Consider the following 23,590-nt stretch of genomic DNA (forward strand, 5'->3'; position numbering starts at 1 on the left):
AGTGGGATGAACCCAAACCAGAGCAGCGCGGTGCGCGGATTTCGAATTCAAGGCCACACCGGCAAACCAGTCGGTGTGGTTTGGAATTGGAGGTTTCCGAACGCTGACGCCGCCAACAGGGCAGAAACGTCATCCCCTCCCCACTGGCCTCGTGAAAGACCCGCATGTCGCTGACTTCCGCATTGACCATAGCCCAACAGTCGCTTCAGACCACATCGAAGCAGACCAGCGTCCTTTCCCGTAACATTGCCGACGCTAGCAATCCTGACTACGCCCGCCGCACGGCGGTCGTCGTCAGCAGCGCGCCCGGCGCCCGCTCGGTGGAAATCCAGCGCGCCGCCAACGCCCTGCTGTTTCGCCAGAACCTCAGCGCGCAATCGGCCTGGAGCGGCCAGAGCACGCTTTACAGCGGCATTGACCGCCTCGCCGTTGCCGTCAACGGCGTCGACAACGCCTCCTCTGCCTCGACCGCGATCGGCAACCTGCAGAACGCGCTGCAGCTTTACGCCGCCACGCCATCCAACCAGAACCTCGGTTCCAGCGTCATCGACGCGGCCCAGCAGGTGGTGCGCGCGCTGAACGACGGCACCAACGCGATCCAGGATTTCCGCACCCAGGCCGATGGCGAAATATCGACGGCCGTCGACGATCTCAAATCGCTGCTCAGCCAGTTCCAGGATGCCAATAAGGCGGTCATCTCCGCAACCCGTTCGGGCACGGACGCGTCCGACGCGCTCGACCAGCGCGACGCCCTTTTGAAGAAGATCGCCGACTATGTGCCGGTATCGACCTTCACGCGTGGCGACAATGACATGGTCATCACCACCAAGGACGGCACGACGCTGTTCGAGACCATTCCGCGCTCGGTCAGCTTCACGCCGTCGGCGGGCTACACCGCCGGCACGCCCGGCAACACCATCTATATCGACAATGTGCCGGTCAGCGCCGGCACCGGCGGCAACTCCAGCGCCGACGGCAAGCTCGCCGGGCTGATCACCTTGCGCGACGGCGTCGCCGCGACCATGCAGAGCCAGCTCGACGAAGTCGCGCGCGGGCTCATCACCGCCTTTGCCGAGACAGCACCCGCGCAGCCCGACCGAACCGGCCTGTTCACCTGGTCCGGCGCGCCCGCCATTCCGGCCGCCGGCACGCTGATCGACGGCCTTGCCGGCTCGATCAAGGTCAACGCCGCAATGGATCCGAGCGTCGGCGGCAACCCGGTTCTGCTGCGCGACGGCGGCGCCAATGGCGCTGCCTATATCGCCAACACCGCCGGCAACGCCTCCTATTCGCAGCTTTTGATCGGCTATGGCGACAAGCTCGACAAGCCGATGCCTTTCGACGCTTCGGCCGGCATCACCGTCACCTCCAGCGTCTCCGACTACGCCGCCAACGCCATCGGCTGGTTCGAAGGCCAGCGCCAGCAGGCCTCGACCAATGCCGATGCCAAGGAAGCGCTGGCATCGCGCACCGCCGAGGCGCTGTCCAATGACACCGGCGTCAATGTCGATCAGGAGATGTCCCTGCTGCTCGACCTCGAACACACCTATCAGGCCTCGGCGCGCATGATGAAAACCGTCGACGACATGCTGTCGTCGCTGCTCGATGCTGTGGGATAAGCCATGAAAGCCACATCCGTCTCCTCAGCCGCCCTCTCCAACGCCGCGCGCTATCAGCAGATGCGCATGCAGGCCGAACTGGTCAAAGCCACCAAGGAATCGACGACCGGCACCGTCGCCGATGTCGGCCTGGCGCTCGGCGCGCGCACCTCGCAGGCGGTGACCTTCTCGCGCGATCTCGACCGGCTGAACGTCATCATCGATTCCAATTCGCTGGTCACCGCGCGCCTGTCCTCGACACAGAGTGCGCTTGGCCAGCTCTCCGACACGGCGCAGAATTTGCTGACCGCGCTGACCGCCGCCGGCAATTCCTCGAGCACCATCACACAGCAAGCCGGCAAGGCCGCCGTGCAGCAGATGACCTCGATCCTCAACGCCAGCGTCAACGGCGAATATCTGTTTGCCGGCACCAACACCGACGTCAAGCCGATCGACGACTTCACCGCCGCCGGCTCGCCGGCCAAGGCTGCATTCGACGCTTCCTTCGCCTCCTATTTCGGCTTCCCGCAGACCGATCCGCTCGCCGCCAACATCACCGCGGCCCAGATGGACAGCTTCATCACCAGCAATGTCGTGCCGCAGTTCATGGGTGCGGGCTGGCAGGCCAACTGGTCGAATGCCACCGACCAGCAGATCGTCAGCCGCATTTCGCTCGGCGAAACCACCCAGACCTCGGCCAGCGCCAATGACGACAGCATTCGCAAACTCGCCATGGCTTCCGCCATGGTCACAAGCCTGCTTTCCGGCAACATCAGCCAGGCGGCGAAGACCACCGTTGTCGGCCGCGCCCAGGCGATGGTCGGCGAGGCGCTCGGCGGGCTCGGCCAGCTGCAAGCCGAGACCGGCCTTGCCGAAAAGCGCGTGTCCGACGCCAGTGACCGCATGAAGACGCAGGTCGATCTCTTCGAACGCCACATCCTCGATCTGGAAGGCGTCGATCCGGCCGAAGCCGCCACCCGCGTCGCGGATCTGACGCAGCATATCGAGACGTCCTTCGCGCTGACCGCGCGCCTGCAGCAGATGAGCCTGCTGAACTACCTGACCTGACAATCTCAACCGCAACGGTAGAGCCAAACGATGTACCAATTCTCCTACGCCGACATCCAGACCGACTCCGTCACCGACGCGAAGGATCGCGAGCGGCAGCTTTTGACCCGCTCGATCGAAATGCTGTCGGCGGCAGCGGCTGTCGGCCACACTTCGATGGAGGCGATCGAGGCGCTGCACTTCACCAACCGGGTCTGGACCACCTTCGTCGAGGATCTCGGCTCCAGCGACAATGTCCTGCCCAAGGAGTTGCGCGCCAACCTCATCTCCATCGGCCTGTGGCTGCTGCGCGAGGCCGAGGACATCCGCCAGGGCCGCACCAACAATTTCGAAGGCCTGATCGAAGTGTCCCAGATCATCCGGGACGGCATTCAATGACCAACACGCTGAAGATATCGCTGAAGCCGAACGAGAAGATCTACATCAACGGCGCCGTCATCCGCGTCGACCGCAAGGTCACCGTCGAGCTGATGAACGACGTGCAGTTCCTGCTCGAGAACCATGTCATCCAGGCCGAAGAGGCCTCGACACCGCTCAAGCAGCTCTACTTCATCCTGCAGGTCATGCTGATGAACCCGGCCGGCGCCGTCGAGGCACGCGCCATGTTCCGCCGCTCGTTGCCCTTGCTTCTGGCGAGCTTCGAGGACGAGCAGATCAACAGCGCGCTGAAGCAAATCGACCGCATGGTCGGCGAAGACCATATTTATGAAGCGCTTAAGGCGATCCGTGCGCTTTATCCGCTCGAACGCCGCGCACTTGGCGGCAATGACGATGTTCAGGGCGCGAAGCGCCCGGTGGCCGTGGGAGCACACTGATGAATGTAGACATGACGACACAGATCCCGGCTGGCGCCAACCAGGGCACCCAGCAGACGTCGAAGACAGCGGTCGACTACCAGTCGTTCCTGAAGCTGCTGATCGCCGAGATGAAGAACCAGGATCCGACGAAACCGATGGATTCGACGCAGTATGTCGCCCAGCTCGCCACCTTCTCGCAGGTCGAGCAATCGGTGCAGACCAACACCAAGCTCGACCAGATCATGCAGTCCTCGGCGCTGTCGCAGGCGGACGCACTGATCGGCCGTTCGATCACCTCGGCCGACGGCAAGACGACCGGCGTCGTGGCCTCCGTCAAGCTTGCCAGCAACGGCCTGATCGCGGTACTTCAGAACGGCACCGAAGTGCCGGTCGGTGCGGGCGTTTCGATAAAGCCGGCCAGCTAGACCGGTTTCCGTAGAGGCGCGCTCACATGAACGAGGCCGACGCTCTCGACATCGTCCAGTACGCGGTGTGGACGGTGCTCGTCGCTTCCGCGCCGGTGGTGCTGGTGGCCATGGCGGTCGGCATCGGCATCGCCCTGATCCAGGCCCTGACCCAGATCCAGGAAATCACCCTGACCTTCGTGCCCAAGATCGTCGCCATCATGCTGGTGGTGGCGCTGACCGGCCCGTTCATCGGCAGCCAGATCTCGGCCTTCACCAACGTCATCTTCGAGCGCATCGAAAACGGGTTCTAAAAGCAATTCCAGGAAAAGTGGGGCGCGGTTTTCCGTCCGGAATTGCGTCATGGAGAGTCCCGCTTGCAGCTTGCTTGGTTCCAGCTAGATTGCAACTCATGATCCAGACAAAATCGACCGGCAGGCCATGTGCGGAATAGCCGGCGTCTGGCGTAAGCGAAGCCCGATCGACGCCAACGACCTGTCGGATGTGATCCGCATGATGCAGGCGCTGGTGCATCGCGGCCCCGACGATCATGACAGCTGGAGCAACAATCGGCTGGCGCTGGGGCACCGCCGGCTGACCATCATCGACCCCTCGCCCGCCGCCCGCGAACCCATGCTGACCGCATCGGGCCAGGGCGTGCTCGTCTACAATGGCGAGGTCTACAATTACCGCTTGCTGCGTGAAACACTGCAGGCGCAAGGCCTGGTCTTTCGAACTGTCAGCGACACCGAAGTGGTGCTCGAAGCCCTGCATCACTGGGGTCCTGAAAAGGCCGTGCCGCTGTTCGACGGCATGTTTTCCTTCGCCTATTTCGACGCCCGCAGCGGTGCGCTGTGGCTTGCCCGCGATCGTCTCGGCATCAAGCCGATGTCGGTGACGGAGATGCCGGATCGGATCGTGTTTGCCTCGGAGGACAAGGCACTCCTCGCCTGCGACGGTTTTGTGCGCGACATCGACAGCCGCGAGATCACCTTGCGGCTTGCCTGGCAGAGCCGCGATTCCAGCTACAGCCTGTTCGACCGCATCGAGCGCCTGCCGCCCGCCGGCCTGTGGAAGATCACCGACAGCGGTATCGAAAAGCGCCGCTTCTGGCACGTGCTGGATGTGCTGGAGACGGCGCGCATCACCGGCGACGTGGCCTCCGATGCCGAGCACATGGCGACGCTCGAGGCACTGCTCAAGGACAGCGTCGGGCTTCACTGCATCGCCGATACCGGCGTTGCCACCGCCTGCAGCAGCGGCGTCGATTCCGGCCTGATAACGGCGCTGGCAAAGCGGTTCAGGCCGGAGGTCCATGGTTATGTCGTCGACCCGCAGCTCGGCCGCAGCGAAGCCGAAGATGCCGAACGCACGGGCCGCCATGTCGGTGTGCCCTTGCGCCGGGTGCCGGTCGACAGGGACCGGTTTTTCGAGCTTTGGCCAAGGGTAATCTGGCATCTGGAAAGCGATGGCTGGCACGCCAGCCATGTCGGGCTGCTGGCGCTTGCCGAACAATGCCGGGCCGATGGCATCAAGGTGCTGCTGACGGGTGAAGGCGCCGACGAATTGTTTGGCGGTTACGCTCTGCAGGCCCTGAGCATGAGGAAGTGGCGTTCCTGGTCGTGGCCGCGGCGTCTGTTGCATTCGAAGCGCTCGCTCGACCGGAAATTCGAACATCTGCGCCATGCCCCCTACAAGGTCTCGGCTGGTGGCCAGTCGCAAATGGACCGCAGCATGGTCCTGCGCGCCCTGTCGCCCGAGCTGAACTTCCTCCAGACCGAGATTTTCGACCGCCTGCAGCCGGTAGCGCCACCCGTCGATCGTGCCTTCCTCGGACATTGCCTCTATGACCTTTATTCCCATCTGCAGGACATACTCAACCGGCACGACCGGCTGAGCATGGCGGCGTCCGTCGAGCTCAGGGTCCCGTTCCTGGAGAACCGGCTGATCGACTTCGCGATCCATTTGCCGAGGCGGCATAAGCACCGCGACAAGACAGGAAAATGGCTTTTGCGGAAGGTCGCTGAAAAGCATATTCCGCGTCAGAACGTCCAGGCGCGCAAGATCGGCTTCGAGATATCGTCCGAATTTTCGGCCGGCACCGAGACTTTGCTGCGCGGCGGCTTCCTGCGCGATGCCATGAAGTGGCCCGCAGCCAGCTTGGAGAACATGATCCAGCTGGCGCGGCGCGAGGAACCGTCCAGGCTGCGGCTTGTCGGGATGGAGCTTTTCCTGCGCCTTCACGCCGGCGGCGAGACGACCGGCCGGCTCACCGAAGCGCTGCATGCCGCCGCCGGGGACAGAAGCTGACTTTGCCCAGCCGATAGCCCCGGGGCCGGTACCCCGCCGATACCCCGGCGCGGTGGACCAACGAGAACATCGCCCTGGGTAGCGAACCCTTGCCGGCTGACGTATTTTCGCCTTGCTACCCTGTTGTTGGACCATGATCTTTTTCAAAAGAGGCGTTCGCCCTTTTGGATGTCGTGCTCTATTTCAAACGGATGCCATGATTGTCGTCCCGGCGGACGCAACCAGCGCATGAAGGTGGGACAGGTCTGATGATCGATGACGAGCCGGACAGCGAACGCGTTTCGGCGCTGGCGCCGTTCCGGCATGGTATTTTTCGCGCCGTCTGGTCGGCCAGCCTGGTGTCGAATTTCGGTGGCCTGATCCAGGGCGTCGGCGCCGCCTGGATGATGACCACCATCGCCACCTCGCCCTATCAGGTGGCGCTGGTCCAGGCCTCGACAACGCTGCCGATCATGCTGTTTGCGCTCGTCGCCGGCGCCATTGCCGACAGCTTCAACCGGCGCAAGGTGATGCTGATCGCACAGGTCTTCATGCTGGTTGTCTCGGCGCTTTTGACGCTGTTCACCTGGAACGGCTGGATGACGCCGTGGACGCTGCTTGCCTTCACCTTCCTGATCGACAGCGGCACCGCGCTCAACAACCCGTCCTGGCAGGCGTCGGTCGGCGACATGGTGCCGCGCAACAAGCTGCCGGCGGCTGTTGCGCTGAATTCTCTCGGCTTCAACCTGACGCGCAGCGTCGGCCCGGCGATCGGCGGTATCATCGTTGCCGCCGCCGGCGCGGCCGCCGCCTTTGCTGCCAACGCGCTGAGCTATATCGGCCTCATCGTCGTGCTCTTCCGCTGGAAGCCGGAGCTGCCGGTCTCGACGCTGCCGCGCGAAACGCTGGGCGCTGCGATGGGCGCCGGCCTGCGCTATGTCGCCATGTCGCCCAACATCGGCAAGGTGCTGGTCAGGGGCTCGGCCTTCGGCTTCAGCGCGGGTGCTGTGCTGGCGCTGCTGCCGCTGGTGGCGCGCGACGTCGTCAAGGGCGATGCACTGACCTACGGCATCATGCTTGGCGCCTTCGGCATCGGCGCCGTCGGCGGTGCGCTGATCAGCGTGCGTCTGCGGCAATTGCTGTCCAGCGAAACGATGGTGCGCATGGCCTTCGGCGGCTTCGCCGTCTGCGCCTTCAACGCCGCCATCAGCCACAATGCCTGGCAGACATCGGCGGGCCTGCTCATCGGCGGTGCCTGCTGGGTGATCGCTCTGTCGCATTTCAACGTCACCGTGCAGATGTCGACGCCGCGCTGGGTCGTCGGCCGGGTGCTCTCGGTCTACCAGACGGCGACCTTCGGCGGCATCGCGCTGGGCAGCTGGATCTGGGGCGTCGTCGCTGATGCGCATGGCGCTGAAACCGCGCTGATCGCGGCCGCCATCGCGATGCTTGTCGGTGGCGCCATCGGCCTGCTTCTGCCCTTGCCGCAGCAGGCCGCGCTCAACCTCGATCCGCTCAACCGCTTCAAGGAGCCGCATCTCGGCCTCGACCTCAAGCCGCGCAGCGGCCCGATCGCCATCATGATCGAGTATGTCATTCGCGACGAGGACGTGCCCGAATTCCTCGCCACCATGGCCGAGCGCGGACGCATCCGCCGCCGCGACGGCGCCCGCAACTGGACGCTGGCGCGCGACCTCGAAAATCCCGCGGTCTGGATCGAGCACTACCACACGCCGACCTGGCTGGAATACATCCGCCACAACCGGCGCGCCACGCATGCCGACGCCGTCGTCACCGAGCGGGTGCGGGCGCTGCACAGCGGCGACGAACCGCCGCGCGTGCGCCGCCTGATCGAACGCCCGACGACCGCCGGCACCGCGCTGGTCTCGCCGAAAGGTCCCATCGACCACTGATCCCGTCAATGCCCGCCGGCGCCCCTCAGCCCGCGCTCTGGATCACGTAGAGTTTGCGCGTGGTCTCGCGTATCCGCCACTCGCCCTTCCAGCCCTTCGGCAGGACCAGCAGGTCACCCGGACCGAGTTCGCGCACCTCGCCGTCAATGCGACTCAGTTCCACGCGTCCTGAAATGATGTGGCAGATCTCCGACGAATCCGAACGATCGGCGGTGAAGCGGCCGGGCGTGCATTCCCAGATGCCGATATCGACGCTGCCGTCCGGCGACTGGAAGAACGAGCGCACGGCCTCGACCTGATCGCCTTCGATGGAGGTCGGCTTGGGCGAGAACGCGCCGATCTCGGCATTGGCGAGATCATGAAAAGTCGAAAGATCGATCAAGTAGGGCTCCATGGATGAGAGCAATTCCGGGAAAGCGGTTTCCTCTGGGAATTGCGAGAGAACAACTGGCTCTAATGGCCGGTGATGCTGTCGGCCAGCGCGGCCAGCTTCGAGGTGTGCGCAAGCCCTGCGGCCTCGCGGCGGTCGGCGATGCTGTAGAGCTGATACATCGAATGCACGCCCAGCCAGCGGAAGGGCTCCGGCTCCCATGGCCGAACCTTGCGGTTGACCCAGGGCAGCTGCGTCAGTTCGGTGTTTGCCCCAAGAACAAGATCGGCAAGCGTGCGCCCCGAAAGGTTGGAGCTCGATACGCCGAGCCCCACATAGCCGCCGGCCCAGCCGATGCGGGTGGCGGGGTCGAGGCCGACCGTGGTGCACCAGTCGCGCGGCACGCCGAGCACACCGCACCAGGCATGATCGATGCGGCATCCCTTGGTCTGCGGCAAGAGCGTCGTCAGGATCGTATGCAACTGGTCGATCGTCGCCTGCTGCGTCTGCCCGTTGACATCGGTGCGCGAACCGTAGCGGTAAGGCACGCCGCGGCCGCCCATGGTGATGCGCCCCTCGCGCGTGCGCTGGGCATAGCAATAGGCGTGCGCCGCATTGCCGAGCAGCTCGTGCCCTTCCCAGCCAATGTCGCGCCACAGCTCCGGCGACAGCGGCTCGGTCACGATCTGGGCGCTGTTGAGCGCCAGCCAGGTTCGCTCCTCGCCAGGGATGCCGGCGGTGAACCCTTCCGTCGCGCGGATGATCGTCTCTGCCCGCACCGTGCCGCGGTCCGTCGTCACGCTGCCCTTGGCGATCGTGGTCACCGTCGTCTTCTCATAGATCGGCACGCCCAACCGCTCGACAGCATCGGCCAGCCCGCGTACCAGCTTGGCCGGCTGCACCCGCGCCTGGCCGTGAACGACGAAGCCGCCCATGACATTCCTGATGTTGATGCGCGCGCGCGCCGCGGTGGCATCCAGCATCTCGACGCGGTTCGGATCGACATCCCACGAGCGGATCGTCTCGCACTCCTCGCGCACGCGTTCGAGCTGTGCTGGATTGGTGGCCACCGTCAGATTGTCGACGCGGCGAACGTCGGCGTCGATGCCTTCCTCGGTCGCCACCCGGATCACCTCATCGACGCAGCCTGCCATCGCCGCCTGCATCGCCATCACGCCTTGCCGGCTCGACGTCTTGAGGTACTTTTCGCGCGACCAGTTGAAGCCGCCCGACAGCCAGCCGCCATTGCGGCCCGAGGCGCCGAAGCCGGCGAACTCGCGCTCGACGATGACGACGCGCAGCGAAGGCTTGGCCTTCTTCAGATAGTAGGCGGTCCACAGGCCGGTATAGCCGGCGCCGACGATGGCGACATCGGCCTCGATGTTCCCAGGCAAGGGCGGCCGTGGCACCGGAACCGCCCCCAGATCCGCATACCAGAACGATATGTCGCCGTTGCGCTTGGCTTGCATGAAAATGACTTTCAGACGGGGATTAGGTGAGGGTGGTATCGGCGGTGCTGTCGTCGGCGAGCAGCTTGGCGTCGGTGCCGTCAAAGCAGAGCTCGACGTTGTCGCCGAGGCCGAAACTCTCGCCGGTCAGCGGTGAGCGCACGATTGCCGCGGAGCCGTCTGCCAGCTTCACTTCGTATTTCGATTCCGAGCCAAGATAGATGGCTTCCGCGATCGTCCCCGACAGGCGGTTGGCGCCATTGGCAGCGCTTTGGCCGGGCCGGCGGATTGCGAGTTTTTCGGGACGCAGCAGCATCACCGGGCTGGCCTCGCCTGCCAACCGTCGCGGCGCCGTCACCGTCTCGCCGGCGATGCTCAGCGCGGTGCTGGTGCCATCGCTTCGCGCCTCGCCGCGCAGCACGGTGGAATCGCCGATGAAGCGACCGACGAACAGCGTGGCCGGCTCGTCATAGAGCTGGCGGCCGGTGCCGACCTGTTCGATGCGTCCGCGGTTGAACACGGCGATGCGGTCCGACAGCACCAGCGCCTCTTCCTGGTCGTGCGTGACATAGACGAAGGTGGTGCCGAGCTCGCGGTGGATGCGCTTGATCTCAAGCTGCAGCCATTCGCGCAGCTTCTTGTCGAGCGCGCCGAGCGGCTCGTCCATCAGCAGCAGCGGCGGGTCGAAGACGATGGCACGGGCGAGTGCCACGCGCTGCTGCTGGCCGCCCGACAATTCGCTGGGATAGCGGTGCGCGAAATCGCCCATCTTGACCATGTCGAGCGCCTTTGCCACGCGCGCCTGCCGCGTTGCCTGATCGACGCCGCGCAGCGTCAGGGGATAGGCGACGTTGCGGCCGACGCTCATATGCGGGAACAGCGCATAGTGCTGGAAGACGACGCCGATGTTGCGCTTGTGCGCCGGCACGCCGACGACGCTTTTCTCCCCGACCAGCAGCTTGCCGCTGCTCACATCGGTAAAGCCGGCAATCACGTTGAGCGTCGTCGTCTTGCCCGAGCCGCTCGGGCCAAGCAGCGTCATGAACTCGCCCGGCTCGATGCGCAGCGACACGCCATCCAGCGCCTTGAAGCCGCCATAGGCCTTGCTGATCCCTTCCAGATCGATCGCCGCGCCCCTGCTTGCCTGCACCGGGTTCATGGGCGTCCTTTCCGCTCGCGGCCAAGAAGAAGCATGCCGCCGCCGATCAGGATCGTGGTGGCGAACAAAAGGATCGTGCCGACGGCCGCGACCGTCGGGTCGGCGTCGCGCGTGATCGAGGCAAAAATCTGCACCGGCAATGTCTTGAGATAGGGGTTGGTGATAAACAGCGACACGACGATCTCGTCGAACGAGGTGGCGAAGGCGAACAGCAGTCCGGACGCCACGCCGGGCGCGATCAACGGAAGCGTCACCGTGCGAAACGTGGTGAGCGCGCCGGCACCGAGGCTCGCGGCGGCCGTCTCCAGCCGCCTGTCGAACACTTCGAGACTGGCCGAGACGGCGATCAGCACGAAGGGCAGGGCAAGGATGGTGTGGGCGAGCACGAAGCCGGTGAGCGTGCCGACAAGTTGCGTGTCGAGATAGACGGCGTAGATGCCGATGGCCAGCACCACGCCGGGAACCACCATCGGCGTCAGCATCAGCATGCGCAAAAGGTTCGCCGGCCGCGCCTTCATGCGGTCTAGGCCGAAGGCGGCAAGCGTTCCGAGCACCGTCGCCAGCACAGCCACGATCGAGGCGACCTTCAGCGAGTTGAGGAAGCTCGACGACCAGTCCGGATTGGTGGCAAAATTCTCGTACCACTGCCAGGAAAAGCCCTGCGGCGGAAACGCCAGCGATTTGTTCTCGTTGAACGACATCGGCACCACGACCAGTGTCGGCGCCACCAGCCATATCGCCACCAGCAGGCAGACGAGGCCGAGAAGGACGCGGGTGAGCGGCTTCATCTCCATCAGCGCCGCCCCGCTTCCCGGTGCCTGGACCGCATCACCGGTGCTGCGAGTGCCAACAGCACGAAGGTGGTGACCAAGAGCACCACGCCCATGGCGCCGCCCCTGCCCCATTGCAGCAGGCTGAGCACCTGCGTCTGCACCAGCGTCGACAGCATGGTCGAGCGCGGCCCGCCAAGCAAAGCCGGCGTGATGTAGAAGCCGAGCGACAGGATGAAGACGATGATCGCGCCGGCATAGACGCCGGGCAGCGACAGCGGCAAATAGACGGTGAAGAACGCGCGCGACGGTCGCGCGCCAAGGCTCTGCGCCGCCCGCATAAGCCTGAGATCAATACCCTTCATCACCGAATAGAGCGGCAGGATCATGAACGGCAACAGCACTTGCGCCATGCCGATGACGACGCCGGTCTGGGTGCGGATCAGCTTGACGCCACTGAACCCGGCCGAGCGCAGCAGTGAATTGATGACGCCGGAATCCTGCAGCAGGATGACCCAGGACAGCGTGCGCACCACGCCGCTGACCCAGAACGGGATCAGCACGCAAAGCACCAGCACCAGGCGGATGCGCGGACCGACCGCTGTCATCAGATAGGCGTAAGGATAGGCGGCGATGACGCAGACCACCGTCACCCAGGCCGAGATGGTAAAAGTCCGCTGCAGCACCGTCAGGTTCACCGGCGCACCGAAGAACCAGGTGTAGTTCTGCAGACCCCATTCGGGTTCCGACAGGCTGCGCAGCACGATGGTGGCGAGCGGATAGCCGATCACCGCGATGAGCAAGATGAGCGCCGGCGCCGCGAGCGCGAACGGCCGCCATGCCCGACCCGGCCGCGCATCGGCGGCGGGTTGGGCGATGGGATCGGACGCGCTCACGGTCTTCCTCTCACGCGTTCGTTCAGTTGCCGGCCATCAGCGCCGCCCACTTCTCCTGCGCCACTGCAAAGTTCGGGACCCAGAACTTGAAGTTCTGCTTGTAGCCCTGCTTCTGGCGCTCTGGCGTGTTGGTCAGGAAGGCGGAGACCGAAGCGTCGACCTTGGGCTGCGCATCGTTGTTGATCGGCGTGTAGGAGGTCTTCTCGGCCAGGATTTCCTGCGACTGCTTGCCGAGATAGGCGTTGAGCAGCGCGTAGGATGCGTCCGTATCCTTGACGCCGACCGGAATGGTCATCTGGTCCATCACCACCAGCCAATCCTGCCAGGCCGGCGTGTATTTGGCGCCGTTCTTCACCGCGGTCATGGCGCGGCCGGTCCACATCATCAGCATGTCGGCCTCGCCGGACTCGGCAAGCTGCTGCGATTCAGCACCCGTTTTCCAGAAAATGGTATCAGGGCCGAGCTTGCGGACCACATCGATGGCCTTGTCGATATCGGCCACCGTCATCGCCTTCGGGTCACCGCCGGTGAGCTTGAACGCCTGTTCGAGCAGGCCGCCGGTCGGGCTGCCGGAGCCGTCGATGCCGCGCACGCCGGGGAATTTCTCCGTGTCGAAGAAGTCGGCCCAGCTCTTGGGCGGATTGTCCTTGTACTTCTCGGTGTTGTACATCAGCACGACGCCGTAGTTCATCGCCGGCACCGAGCATTCGCCAACCTGGCCTTCCGGAATTTTCGAGACGTCGAGCTTCGTCAGGTCCAGCTTCTGGAACAGCTTGCCGCAATAGACGTAGGGCGGCAGGTCATCAGTATCGACGACATCCCAGGTGACGTTGCCGGACTCGACCTGTGCCTGCAGCTTGGCGATCTCGGTCGGCCCGTCATTGAGCAAGGTGACGCCGGACTTGTCGACGAACTCCTTCAGCGCCGCCGCCTGGCCGTCCTGGTAGATGCCGCCATAGGAGACGAGCGTCAGGGTCTTGCCCTTGAGCGACCCTTCCTTGACCTCGCCAGCGACCGGCTTTTCCTGTGCCAGTGCCGCCGTAGCCAGAACACCGAGCGCCAGCACGGCGCCCAGGCCGAGATGTCTTGATTTCAGCATGATTGTCATTCTCCCATTTGTGACCCGCATGGACTGAACCTACCTGGCTGCGAGCGGTTTCCAGGCCGTGTATTGATCGAGTTCGGCGCGCACCGACGTCGGCGGCGCGATGATCCACATCACCTCGGCTCGGCCACTGCCGATGTTCTCGGTGCGATGCGGGGTAGCGGTGGTGTATTCGACGCTGTCACCTTCTTCGAGGACATGCCGCGCCTCGCCAAGCGAGACCTCGACGACGCCGCGCAGTACCACCAGCATCTCGTGTGCGTCGCCATGCGTGTATTGATCGGAGCCGGTGGAACCGCCGATTTCGAACTCGCCGATATAGACTTCCATGTCGCTCAAGGGGGGACGCGACAGCAGCATCTTGCGGCAGCCGTCGCTGGGCGGCAGGCTCGGACGCTCGCTGCGCCGCAGCACACCGTGCTGGCCGGCGGCACTATCCTCGAACAGCATCGCCACACTGACCCCCAGCGCCGAGGCGATCTGGTTGAGCGAAGCCGTGCTGGCGCCGGTCAAGCCGCGTTCGAGCTGGCTGATGAAGCTGGCGCTGGTTCCGGTCAGCTCGGCGAGCTCACGCAGCGAAAGCCGGCGGCCGACGCGCAGGCTCTTCAGCCGCTGGCCCAGCATCTCAAGCGCATGCGTCGCTGTCGCGGCGCCGCCGTCCTTGACCCGAGCCTGGTCGGTGCTCATCCCGTCTTTTCTCCTACTGAACAATTTGTACAGTGGTACTGTACAACTGGCAAGCGCTGAGTCAGCGAGATTTTGAGAGGACGGCTAGGGCCTACTCTTCGCCAGACAGGTCGCGCCGCGCCTTGTCGAGTTCCTCGGCATAGCGCCGCATCAGATGGCTTTCGGTGAGCAGGCCGAGCACGACGCGATTGTCGAAATCCTCGACCACGGCCAGTTCCTCGGCGCCGGCGCGCTGAAAGGTTTCGGCGGCGGACTGAACGTTCATGGCGGGCACCAGTACCGCATCCGTGAATTTGGCCAGCGCCAGCACCGGCGTCTCGCCGTCGGACGGGTCGCTGTGCAGTTCGGCGACGATCAGCACGCCGACATAGTGCTGGTCTTCGTCGACGGCGATGACGCGCTGCGCAGAACCGAGCGGCACGTCCTTGCGAAACGCGGCCAGCGTCTTTGCGGCATCGACGGTGCGGACATCCTGGCGCATCATTTTCCCGACCGTCAGGTTTCGCATCCAGCCGACATCATGGGCGCTGCGGATGGTCTCGCCGCGCAGGTGAAAGCGCCAGGTCGAGAAGGAGTAGCCGAAGGTCTCGCGCACCAGGATCGCCGCCATCAGCGAGGCCGCCAGCACGACGCCGGTCAGTGTCAGGTCGCGGGTCGATTCCAGCGCCAGGAAGGTCATGGTCAGTGGCCCGCCGACGACGCCGACGGCAAGCGAGGTCATCCCGACGACGGCGGCGACGGAAGGATCGATGCCGGTTGCCGGCGAGGCGATCGCCATCACGGCGGCAAACATCTTGCCAAGCAGCGCGCCGAGGAACAGCGAGGCAAAGAACAGGCCGCCGCGAAAGCCGGAGCCGAGCGAAATCGCCGATGCCGCGAGCTTCAGCACGAAGACGCTGGCGACGACGGCGAGCCCGTAATTCATCGCGAACTCGCGATGCAGCGCGCCATGGCCTGACGACAGAACCTGCGGCGTGATCAGGCCCAGCATTCCTACGGCGAGGCCGCCGATCATCGGACGCAGCGAACCGTCGACAGCCAGCCGCGCGAAGCCACGCTCGACCAGGCTGACCAGATGCATGATGGCGATGGAGGCAGCACCGCCCAGCAGCCCGAGCAGCAGGAACGGCAGATACTGGCTGGCGGTCAGTTCCGGCAGGCCGGAGAGTTCCATCGGAAACGGCACCACGCCGAACATCTCGGCGGTCAGCGAGGCGCAGATGGCGGCAGTCATCACCGGAGCGACATTGGCGACCGAATAGATGCCGATGATCAGCTCGAAGCCGTAGAAGGCGCCGGTCAGCGGCGCGTCGAAGGCAGCGGCAATGGCGCCGGCCGCGCCGCAGCCGACCAGGATGCGGACATCGTTGCGGCGCAGCCTGAACGCCCGCGCCAGCCGTGACGCCAGGCCGGAGCCGACCTGCGTGTAGCCGGCCTCCAGTCCGACCGAAGCGCCGAAGCCGCTGGAGATCATCGTCTGCCCGGCGATGATGAACGTATCGGTGAGCGACATGCGTCCGCCGTACAACGCATTGGCCTCGATGGGGTCAACCGGGGTGCGGAATTTCCGCTTCCGCAGCCAGATCACCGTCAGGCCGAGCAGGATGCCGCCGATCGCTGGAATCAGCGCCTGGAACGGGCTTTGCAGGGAAAACATCCCCGAGAGACGGCCGCCGGGCTGGACGCCGAACAAAAGGAAATGCAGGCCTTGCACCGCCTCGCTCATGCCGGTGACCAGCACCGCCGAGATCACGCCCACGACACCGGCGAGCGCAACGATGACGATGCCGCGCGCTTCGAGCAGCGGGATCGATCGGATCAGCACCGCGCGCAGGCGAAGGGCATAGACCTGGGGTTCATTAGGCAACGGAGCGGCTCGCCGGGTGCGAGGGATGAAAGCTGCCGTGGCTGATACGCCCGGCGGCATTGCGTGGCAATCGCAATGCCGCCTGCTTGTGGCGCCATTTTGGCGGTGCGGCGGGCCGCGAAAGACGGCAGCTCCTTGGCTCAGGCGGGCAAGCGGAAACACGCGCGCCAGCCGGCCGTGACGATCCGGCCGGTCAGCCAGGTTCGCCGCCCCGCTTCAGCCCCTTGTGGACCATATGAGCGATCGCTTACGCAATCGACGCAACTATGGTATTTTTGCCTGTCTCTATTTCCCTCACGGAGGAGAAGATGAGTGCGCGGGGATTTTTTTCAGTAGCTGCTTGCATGATTTTTTTAAGTTCGTCTGCAATGAGTAACTCAACCGTCGATATCCCGACTAAATTGAGGATTTCATACCCAGTGTCTCTTTTGACAGGAGGCAATCCGGAAAAACAAAGCCGGTCAATAAAAGAGTTTATTCAAACTGCACAGCAGGATGTCTGCTGTCCTGGCGGCTATCCTTGGTATCGCAATTCAACCAACACCTGCTACGGCAGCTATGAAGATTGCCACGATACCGATGGCGGCGGTTGGTCCTGCAGACAGGTCAACGCCTGCTAGACCTTCTGGCAGTTGCTAATCCTCAGGTCGGCTTGGGCTCGCCGGCCTCATAAAGCATGAGGTTGCGCTCGCCTATGCCGAGCGCTGCCCAACTCGCCCGCCAGTCGGCGATGTGCGGCGAGCGGAAATGCGCGTCGAGTGCTTCCCTGTTGCTCCACACCTCCGTGACATGGATGAGCCCGGCGTCGAGCACGTCCTGCGCATAGGAATAGTCGATGCAGCCGGGTTCAGTGCGGCTGCCCGAGATCATGCGCTGCATGGCCGGCCTCGCCTCGTCGAGCCTCTCCGCCGGCAGGCGGATGGTGCCGATGATCACCAGCATTTTTTGCTCCTCAAACACTATGACCTGCCGGCAGTAGCCAGTCTCCCACCCTCGCGCAAGCTTGGCCGGTTAGGCTCGAAGGGCTGCCCTCATATCCGGGCAGTCCATGGCTCGGGGACGATATGGCGATCAGCGAAAGCTTAGCGACGGGAACAGTGGCCAAGAACGGCCGCGATGTCTTCTTCGCCATCGGCATCGTCATCATTCTGGCCGTGCTGTTCCTGCCGATCCCGGCCTTCCTCATCGACATCGGCCTCGCCTTCTCGATCGCGCTGTCGGTGCTGATCTTGATGGTGGCGCTGTGGATCCAGCGGCCGCTCGATTTCTCGTCCTTCCCGACCGTGCTGCTCATCGCCACGATGCTCAGGCTATCGCTCAACATCGCCACCACGCGCATGATCCTGTCGCATGGCAATGAGGGCACGCACGCCGCCGGCTATGTCATCGCCGGCTTCTCAAAACTGGTGATGGCGAGCGACTTCGTCATCGGCCTGATCGTCTTCATGATCCTCATCGTGGTGAACTTCATCGTCATCACCAAAGGCGCCACGCGTATCGCCGAAGTCGGCGCCCGCTTCACCCTCGACGCCATCCCCGGCAAGCAGATGTCGATCGACGCCGACCTGTCCGCCGGCATGATCGACGACAAGACGGCACAACTGCGCCGCCGCGAACTGGAAGAAGAATCATCCTTCTTCGGTTCGATGGACGGCGCCTCGAAATTCGTCCGCGGCGACGCCATCGCCGGCCTGATCATCACCGCCATCAACATCGTCGGCGGCATCGCCATCGGCTATATCAGGCACGGCATGGGCATGGGCGAAGCCGCCGATGTCTTCATCAAGCTGTCGGTCGGCGACGGCCTCGTCACCCAGATCCCGGCGCTCATCGTCTCGCTCGCCGCCGGCCTGCTTGTGTCCAAGGGCGGCACCCGCGGCTCGACCAACCAGGCGGTGTTCGGCCAGCTCGGCGCGCATCCGCGCGCGCTCTACGTCGCGGCCTCGCTGCTGGTCCTGCTCGGCCTGATGCCCGGCCTGCCGTTCTTCCCGTTCTTCACGCTGGCCGCCGGCATGGCTGGCCTCGGCTACGTCATCCCGATGCGCGCCAACCGTGAGGCTGCCGCCGTCGAAGCGCTCAAGGATCAGGAAAAGGCGAACAAGGTCGAGGAGGAGAAGAACTCGGTCAAGGCCTCGCTGACCACCGCCGAGATCGAGCTTCTGATTGGCAAGCAGCTGTCGACAAGGCTTCTGGTGTCGCACCAGGAACTGGTGTTCCGCATGGCCAAGATGCGCAAGAAGTTCGCCACCCAATACGGCTTCGTCGTGCCGGAAGTGCGCGTCGCCGACGATTTCGGCATTCCGCCGAAGAGTTATCAGATCAAGGTCCACGGCACCGTCGTCGCCGAATACCAGATGCGCGTCGGCGAGATCATGGTGCTGCTCGGCACTCGCGATGTGCCCGACGTGCCGGGCGAGGAAATTCGCGAGCCCGCCTTCGGCATGCGCGCCTTCTCGGTGCTCGAAACCTTCGCCGAGGATCTGAAGCGCGAGAACTACACCTTTGCCGACAACATGTCGGTGCTGCTCACCCATCTCTCCGAAGTGATCCGCAACAACCTGCCGCAGCTTCTGTCCTACAAGGACATGAAGGCGCTGCTCGAACGTCAGGATCCGGAATACAGAAAACTCGCCGACGAAATCTGCACCTCGCACATCTCCTATCCCGGCCTGCAGGCGGTGCTGAAACTGCTGCTGGCCGAGCGCGTCTCGATCCGCAACCTGCACCTGATCATCGAGGCCATCGCCGAGATCGCCCCGCATGTGCGCCGCACCGAGCAGATCGTCGAGCATGTCCGCATCCGCATGGCCCAGCAGATCTGCGGCGACCTCTCCGAAGGCGGCATGCTCAAGGTGCTGCGGCTCGGCAACCGCTGGGACCTCGCCTTCCACCAAAGCCTCAAGCGCGATGCCAAGGGCGAAGTGCGCGAATTCGACATCGACCCGCGCCAGCTTGAGGAATTCGGCCAGGACGCCACCAAGGCGATCCGCAAGCATCTCGAGGCCGGCGAACGTTTCGTCCTCGTCACCGCTCCCGATGCCCGCCCCTATGTGCGCATGATCATCGAGCGGCTGTTCACGACGCTTCCCGTTCTCAGCCACGTCGAAATCGCCAAGGGCGTCGAGATCAAGGTGCTCGGGACAATCTCGTGAACGTATTGTCGCAAGGCGTCGTCATCGCCGCCTTCCTCGCCTTCTGCCGCATCGGCGCCTGCTTCATGCTGATGCCGGGCCTGTCGAGCGCGCGCGTGCCGGTCCAGGTCCGGCTGTTCGTGTCGATCGCTGCCACCGGGGGGTTGCTCGCCTTCCTGTGGGACAAGATCTTTCCCTTCGTCGATGCGCGTCCGCAAGTGCTGGCGCCGATGATCATTTCCGAACTGCTCGTCGGTGGGCTGATCGGCGCCATGACCAGGCTCTATATGGAAGCGCTGCGCTTCATGGGCTCGGCCATCGCCATGCTGATTGGCTATGGCGGCACCGGCGGGCCGGCGATCGAAGAGCCGGAGCCGCAGGCAGCCCTTGCCGCCATCATCTCGTTTTCGGCCCTGCTGCTGCTCTTCGTCTTCGACTTCGACCACGAGATCATCCGCGCGCTGGTCGCCTCCTACACGGTGGCGCCGGTCAACGTCTTCTTCAACCCGCAGGCCGCCCTGGTCGATGTCACCGACACGGTGTCGGACGCCTTCTTCCTGGTCATCCGGCTCGGCAGCCCGTTCATCGCCTATGCCATTCTGGTCAACCTGACCATCGGCTTCGTCAACAAGCTGACGCCGCAGATTCCGGTCTATTTCATCTCGCTGCCCTTCGTCATCGCCGGCGGCATGATCATCTTCTACTTCGCCATCGGCACCATGCTGTCGCTGTTCGTCGACGGCTTCGTCGACCTGACGCTGGCGAGGTAAGATGACAACGCGCAAGGAACGGCTGAAGAAGCTGGTCAAGGTGCAGGAGCAGCTGAAGGCCTTGCACGAGACCCGCCATGCGAGCTTCCTGGCGGCAGCGGCAACCGCCGAGACCGAGGCCAAGGAACTGGTCCAGCATTTCGACGCCGACCAGTCGATGGCGGTGCTGTTTCCTGACCTTTACCATCGCCGCATCGCCAACGCCCTGGTCCGCCAGGAAGCAAGTCTGGAAAGCGCCAGGCAAGAGGTCGGCCTGATCGCCACCGCGACGGCGCGCACCAACATGGTCGAGCGCGCCTACAAGGACGTGCGCCGCCAGGACGAACGCGAACGCTCCGACCGCGACCGGCTGGATCTCATCGCGCAGAAGCGCGGGCAGGAGTAGCGGCGGGAATTCTGCTTTTGACCCGAAACCAGCCTTTGCCACGCCGACTGGCTGCTCGAGACCGTTTAGGCCCCCCGCAATCTTAATCGTCAGACCGGCAGCCCGAGCTGCTTTCTCAGGCTCTTGTCGAATGCGGACGCGGGGACGAAACGGCGCAGGAGACTGACCTGGCGCGCCATTTTTCCGGCCGCATAGCGCTTCTTCGGAGCGGGATCGATCGCAGCGGCCAAAATGGTCTTGGCTACCACTTCGGGCGCATCGCCTTTTTCCATCGCTTTCCGCACGGCTATGGTCATGCCGGCGCGCGCGGAGTCATAGACATCAAGCAACTGATCGGGGGCGGCGAGATTGTCCTCGAATGACGTACGGGTATAGGCGGGCTCCACCAACGAAACGCGAATGCCGAACGGGCGCAATTCGTGATCGAGCGATTCGGAATAACCCTCGATGGCATGTTTGGTCGACGCGTAAAGCGCGAAATAGGGGCCGGGGATGAACCCCTGTACAGAACTCAGATTAATGATTCTGCCCTTCCCTTGGCGTCGCATTGCCGGCAACACCGCGTTGGTCACGCGCAAAACGCCGAAGACGTTCACGTCGAACAGCGCTTGGGCCTGGGCGGTCGAGGACTCCTCCGCGCCGCCAAACAGACCCATACCGGCATTGTTGACGAGCAGGTCGATGCGCCCGGCCTCGGCCAGAATGCTTTCGACCATTTTCGCAACGGACGCATCGTCGGTCACGTCACACGCCAGCATCGCAACGCTGTCGGATTGTTTGGGGGCCGGGCGACGGCTGGTTCCGAATACGCGAAAGCCCGCGCTTTGCAAGGCTTGGGCAGTCGCGCGCCCGATGCCGGAGGATGCCCCTGTGACGAGGGCGACGCCAGGATTGGTCTTGTTCATGGAAATCATTTCTTTCTTTGTGTTGGATCGGAGTTGGAGAAGCATGAAAGATCGGTGCGAAGGGTGCCAATCATGAGCGCCCCTGGCCCTCGCGTCGGGCCGCCGGGGCGGTCCAGCGCCTGAACAAGGCGCTGGCATTCACGCCGCCAAAGCCGAAGCCATTGGAGATCGCGTAATCCATCTCCATTGGCCGGGGCTCGTTTGCGACGAAGTCGATGCCGTCGGCGGCCGGATCGGGAGCGCTCAGATTGAGCGTTGGCGGCGCCACCTGATCCCGGAGCGCCAGGATCGCGAAGATGGCACCAAGCCCGCCAGCCGCGCCCAGCAGGTGTCCGGTCGCCGATTTCGTTGCGCTGACAGCTATCGCGAAATCGCGCCCGAACACGCTCTTGATCGCTTCGATCTCACCCAGGTCGCCTACTGGCGTGGAGGTCGCATGCGCATTGAGATGACGAACCTCGCGCGGCGAAATCCCTGCTTGCGCGATGGCGATCTCCATGGCCCGGCGCGCACCGTCGCCATCCTCAGGACCAGAGGTGACGTGGTGAGCATCCGCGGTCGTCCCGTAGCCGACGAGCTCGGCGAGCGGTTTTGCGCCGCGCGCCAGCGCATGGCTCAACGCCTCGATGACCAGCACACCCGCTCCTTCACCCATGACGAAGCCGTCGCGCGACTTGTCGAACGGTCGGGAGGCCTCATCAGGACGGTGATTAAAGGAGGTCGAAAGAGAGCGTGCCGCGGCAAACCCACCGAGGCTGACGATATTCATGCATGCTTCAGTCCCGCCGCACACGGCAATATCGGCTTCATTGGCGCGGATAAGACGAGCCGCATCGCCGATCGCCTGGATGCCGGCCGCGCACGCCGTCACCGGTGCGCCTAGGGGACCTTTAAAGCCATGGCGGATCGAGATGTGGCCGGCCGCGAGATTCACCAGGAAGGACGGCACCGTAAACGGCGACAGGCGGCGGACGCCGCGCAGGTCGACCGTGCGCACCGCCTCGGTGATGGCTGGGAACCCGCCGATCCCTGAAGCGATGATCGTGGCTGTGCGCAGTCGATCCGTTTCCAAGGCAGGCTTCCATTTCGCCTGCGCAAGCGCCTCTTCCGCCGCCGCCAGCGCAAAGAGAATGAACCGGTCTACCTTGCGCTGATCCTTCGCAGACAGGACGACATCGGGATCGAAACCGGCGTCCGGATCTTCTTCCAGGGAGGGCACCACGCCGCCGATCTTCGCCGGCAGGTCTCCCACCACATCGTCCGGAAGCCTCCGGATGCCCGCACGACCGGCCAGCAGGCGCGACCAAGACGCTTCGACATTGGCGGCAAGGGGCGTGACCGCTCCCATGCCTGTGACAACAATCCGTCGCATTTATTTTCCTATCAAGTTGAGTGCGGCGCCAGCACTGCGCACGTCGTTCAAGCGCGGGCTGCTTCGCGAACCTGATCGGTGGCCGCATCCAGAAAGGCCTGCGCAAGGTCGAGATCGTTGACGACCCGCGAGAGGAGCACCGCGCCGACCATCGTCGAGAGAATGGCCATGGCCTTGCCCTCGGTTTCCTCGCCATTGGTCTCGGCAATGAAACGGCCGAGGATCTCGAGATGCTCCTTGATGCCGGCTTCGAATGACGCCTTCACATCAGCGCCCTGCCTAGCGGCATCCGAACCGAGCGCCACGATCGGGCAACCGTCCATTTTTTCTCCGCGATGATCCATACTGAGGTAGAATCCGATCACCGCGTCCAGCGGATCCTCAGGGTTCGCCGCAATTGCGTCCGACCATCGGTGGGTGGCGCTCTCCATCGCCCGCCTGGACGCCTGCGCAGCCAGGTCGTCCTTTGACTCGAACTGCTTGTAAAAGGCCCCCTGGGTCAGCCCGGCACCCTTCATCAGATCCTTGAGGCCGATGCCGTCAAAGCCGCGCTCCCGAAAAAGGCGGCTTGCCACATTGATCACAGTCTCGCGGTTTTCCGCAGCCTGACTACGACTCACACGCATCGTCGATCTCCATTTTTAGATTGCGTTCGT

24 protein-coding genes are annotated in these 23,590 nt (G+C 64.0%); 12 read left to right on the forward strand and 12 right to left on the reverse strand.

The genetic code is table 11. The annotated features are described in order from the left end of the window. The first annotated feature begins 164 nt into the window (after nucleotides 1-164). The 8 genes from flgK (at nucleotide 165) to AC1DYJ_RS14345 (ending at nucleotide 8,069) form a co-directional block, all read left to right on the forward strand. Nucleotides 165-1,619 (forward strand): flagellar hook-associated protein FlgK, encoded by a 1,455-nt coding sequence (flgK, locus tag AC1DYJ_RS14310; RefSeq protein WP_477288303.1) that lies wholly within the window; start codon nucleotides 165-167, stop codon nucleotides 1,617-1,619. Nucleotides 1,620-1,622: 3 nt separating this feature from the next. Continuing rightward, nucleotides 1,623-2,666: a flagellar hook-associated family protein gene (locus AC1DYJ_RS14315; RefSeq protein WP_477288305.1), complete on the forward strand. Its 1,044-nt coding sequence runs from the start codon at nucleotides 1,623-1,625 to the stop codon at nucleotides 2,664-2,666. Between the two features lie 30 nt (nucleotides 2,667-2,696). Further along, the gene (gene flaF, locus AC1DYJ_RS14320; RefSeq protein WP_477288307.1) at nucleotides 2,697-3,044 is read left to right on the forward strand and encodes a flagellar biosynthesis regulator FlaF; all 348 of its coding nucleotides are present in this window, start codon (nucleotides 2,697-2,699) and stop codon (nucleotides 3,042-3,044) included. After that, nucleotides 3,041-3,481: a flagellar biosynthesis repressor FlbT gene (gene flbT / locus AC1DYJ_RS14325; protein ID WP_477288309.1), complete on the forward strand. Its 441-nt coding sequence runs from the start codon at nucleotides 3,041-3,043 to the stop codon at nucleotides 3,479-3,481. Before flaF ends, flbT begins: the two co-directional genes overlap by 4 nt. Beyond that, entirely contained in the window at nucleotides 3,481-3,888 is a 408-nt protein-coding gene (flgD, locus tag AC1DYJ_RS14330) for a flagellar hook assembly protein FlgD (RefSeq protein ID WP_477288311.1), read from the forward strand. The genes flbT and flgD overlap by 1 nt, the downstream gene beginning before the upstream one ends. A gap of 26 nt (nucleotides 3,889-3,914) precedes the next feature. Further along, on the forward strand, nucleotides 3,915-4,181 hold the full coding sequence (gene fliQ / locus AC1DYJ_RS14335) for a flagellar biosynthesis protein FliQ (RefSeq protein ID WP_192254461.1): 267 nt from the start codon (nucleotides 3,915-3,917) through the stop codon (nucleotides 4,179-4,181). Between the two features lie 127 nt (nucleotides 4,182-4,308). After that, nucleotides 4,309-6,177 carry an asparagine synthase (glutamine-hydrolyzing) gene (asnB, locus tag AC1DYJ_RS14340; protein WP_477288314.1) on the forward strand — a complete coding sequence of 623 codons (1,869 nt, stop codon included), beginning with the start codon at nucleotides 4,309-4,311 and terminating at the stop codon, nucleotides 6,175-6,177. 248 nt (nucleotides 6,178-6,425) lie between these two features. After that, the gene (locus AC1DYJ_RS14345) at nucleotides 6,426-8,069 is read left to right on the forward strand and encodes an MFS transporter (RefSeq protein ID WP_477288316.1); all 1,644 of its coding nucleotides are present in this window, start codon (nucleotides 6,426-6,428) and stop codon (nucleotides 8,067-8,069) included. A gap of 25 nt (nucleotides 8,070-8,094) precedes the next feature. Here AC1DYJ_RS14345 and AC1DYJ_RS14350 read toward each other — a convergent pair whose 3' ends face one another. The 8 genes from AC1DYJ_RS14350 to AC1DYJ_RS14385 all read right to left on the reverse strand — a co-directional run bounded on the left by AC1DYJ_RS14350 (nucleotide 8,095) and on the right by AC1DYJ_RS14385 (nucleotide 16,431). Further along, nucleotides 8,095-8,463 (reverse strand): cupin domain-containing protein, encoded by a 369-nt coding sequence (locus AC1DYJ_RS14350; RefSeq protein WP_477288318.1) that lies wholly within the window; start codon nucleotides 8,461-8,463, stop codon nucleotides 8,095-8,097. Nucleotides 8,464-8,522: 59 nt separating this feature from the next. Then, on the reverse strand, nucleotides 8,523-9,908 hold the full coding sequence (locus AC1DYJ_RS14355; protein ID WP_477288320.1) for an NAD(P)/FAD-dependent oxidoreductase: 1,386 nt from the start codon (nucleotides 9,906-9,908) through the stop codon (nucleotides 8,523-8,525). Between the two features lie 22 nt (nucleotides 9,909-9,930). Then, entirely contained in the window at nucleotides 9,931-11,046 is a 1,116-nt protein-coding gene (locus AC1DYJ_RS14360) for an ABC transporter ATP-binding protein (RefSeq protein WP_477288322.1), read from the reverse strand. Beyond that, the gene (locus AC1DYJ_RS14365) at nucleotides 11,043-11,840 is read right to left on the reverse strand and encodes an ABC transporter permease (RefSeq protein WP_477288324.1); all 798 of its coding nucleotides are present in this window, start codon (nucleotides 11,838-11,840) and stop codon (nucleotides 11,043-11,045) included. Before AC1DYJ_RS14365 ends, AC1DYJ_RS14360 begins: the two co-directional genes overlap by 4 nt. After that, entirely contained in the window at nucleotides 11,840-12,712 is an 873-nt protein-coding gene (locus AC1DYJ_RS14370; protein ID WP_477288326.1) for an ABC transporter permease, read from the reverse strand. Before AC1DYJ_RS14370 ends, AC1DYJ_RS14365 begins: the two co-directional genes overlap by 1 nt. Nucleotides 12,713-12,734: 22 nt before the next feature. After that, nucleotides 12,735-13,811, reverse strand: a complete 1,077-nt coding sequence (locus AC1DYJ_RS14375; protein ID WP_477288328.1) for an extracellular solute-binding protein — start codon at nucleotides 13,809-13,811, stop codon at nucleotides 12,735-12,737. Between the two features lie 39 nt (nucleotides 13,812-13,850). After that, on the reverse strand, nucleotides 13,851-14,504 hold the full coding sequence (locus AC1DYJ_RS14380; protein ID WP_477288330.1) for a helix-turn-helix domain-containing protein: 654 nt from the start codon (nucleotides 14,502-14,504) through the stop codon (nucleotides 13,851-13,853). A gap of 91 nt (nucleotides 14,505-14,595) precedes the next feature. Continuing rightward, nucleotides 14,596-16,431 (reverse strand): chloride channel protein, encoded by a 1,836-nt coding sequence (locus AC1DYJ_RS14385; protein ID WP_477288332.1) that lies wholly within the window; start codon nucleotides 16,429-16,431, stop codon nucleotides 14,596-14,598. 248 nt (nucleotides 16,432-16,679) lie between these two features. Here AC1DYJ_RS14385 and AC1DYJ_RS14390 point away from each other — a divergent pair, with 248 nt between their 5' ends. Next, nucleotides 16,680-16,991: a hypothetical protein gene (locus AC1DYJ_RS14390; RefSeq protein WP_477288334.1), complete on the forward strand. Its 312-nt coding sequence runs from the start codon at nucleotides 16,680-16,682 to the stop codon at nucleotides 16,989-16,991. A gap of 22 nt (nucleotides 16,992-17,013) precedes the next feature. Here AC1DYJ_RS14390 and AC1DYJ_RS14395 read toward each other — a convergent pair whose 3' ends face one another. After that, nucleotides 17,014-17,313, reverse strand: coding sequence for a putative quinol monooxygenase (locus tag AC1DYJ_RS14395; protein WP_477288336.1), 300 nt, complete (start codon nucleotides 17,311-17,313; stop codon nucleotides 17,014-17,016). A gap of 122 nt (nucleotides 17,314-17,435) precedes the next feature. Here AC1DYJ_RS14395 and flhA point away from each other — a divergent pair, with 122 nt between their 5' ends. Genes flhA through AC1DYJ_RS14410 form a run of 3 tightly spaced genes read left to right on the forward strand, consistent with a single transcriptional unit; the run spans nucleotide 17,436 to nucleotide 20,657 of the window. Then, entirely contained in the window at nucleotides 17,436-19,523 is a 2,088-nt protein-coding gene (gene flhA, locus AC1DYJ_RS14400; protein ID WP_477288338.1) for a flagellar biosynthesis protein FlhA, read from the forward strand. Next, nucleotides 19,520-20,272 carry a flagellar biosynthetic protein FliR gene (gene fliR, locus AC1DYJ_RS14405; RefSeq protein ID WP_477288340.1) on the forward strand — a complete coding sequence of 251 codons (753 nt, stop codon included), beginning with the start codon at nucleotides 19,520-19,522 and terminating at the stop codon, nucleotides 20,270-20,272. The genes flhA and fliR overlap by 4 nt, the downstream gene beginning before the upstream one ends. Before the next feature lies 1 nt (nucleotide 20,273). Continuing rightward, on the forward strand, nucleotides 20,274-20,657 hold the full coding sequence (locus AC1DYJ_RS14410; RefSeq protein WP_477288342.1) for a hypothetical protein: 384 nt from the start codon (nucleotides 20,274-20,276) through the stop codon (nucleotides 20,655-20,657). An 89-nt stretch (nucleotides 20,658-20,746) separates the two neighbouring features. Here AC1DYJ_RS14410 and AC1DYJ_RS14415 read toward each other — a convergent pair whose 3' ends face one another. The 3 genes from AC1DYJ_RS14415 to AC1DYJ_RS14425 form a co-directional block, all read right to left on the reverse strand. Continuing rightward, nucleotides 20,747-21,562: an oxidoreductase gene (locus AC1DYJ_RS14415; RefSeq protein WP_477288344.1), complete on the reverse strand. Its 816-nt coding sequence runs from the start codon at nucleotides 21,560-21,562 to the stop codon at nucleotides 20,747-20,749. 70 nt (nucleotides 21,563-21,632) lie between these two features. Continuing rightward, on the reverse strand, nucleotides 21,633-22,934 hold the full coding sequence (gene fabF, locus AC1DYJ_RS14420) for a beta-ketoacyl-ACP synthase II (protein ID WP_477288346.1): 1,302 nt from the start codon (nucleotides 22,932-22,934) through the stop codon (nucleotides 21,633-21,635). Nucleotides 22,935-22,981: 47 nt separating this feature from the next. After that, nucleotides 22,982-23,560, reverse strand: a complete 579-nt coding sequence (locus AC1DYJ_RS14425) for a TetR/AcrR family transcriptional regulator (RefSeq protein WP_477288348.1) — start codon at nucleotides 23,558-23,560, stop codon at nucleotides 22,982-22,984. Nucleotides 23,561-23,590: the final 30 nt, after the last annotated feature.

Source organism: Mesorhizobium sp. P2_B11 (assembly GCF_056404855.1).